This window comes from Photobacterium sp. R1, from assembly GCF_054600795.1.
Map to the genome: position 1 here is coordinate 1 of NZ_BAAHZP010000813.1, position 248 is coordinate 248.

A 248-nucleotide genomic window follows, 5' to 3' on the forward strand; every position below is an offset into this window, starting at 1 on the left:
GAAACAATCACATCAGACATTGCCTTGAACTCCGCTAAATCGCGAATCACTGTGGAATGAAAGAATGTATCCTCTTTCAGCACAGGTTCATAGACGACGACATCCACACCTTTGGCTTTGATGCGCTTCATAATGCCCTGAATGGAGGATGCCCGGAAATTGTCTGAGCCGCTTTTCATGATCAGGCGGTACACACCTACTACTCTGGGTTTCTTGCGCAAAATGGATTCAGCAATAAAGTCTTTGCG

The 248-nt window shown here is 46.0% G+C and carries 1 protein-coding gene; it reads right to left on the reverse strand.

From position 1 onward, the window contains the following. A partial coding sequence (locus tag ACYP03_RS27320) for a UDP binding domain-containing protein (RefSeq protein ID WP_459782847.1) occupies positions 1-248 on the reverse strand: 248 nt, incomplete at both ends.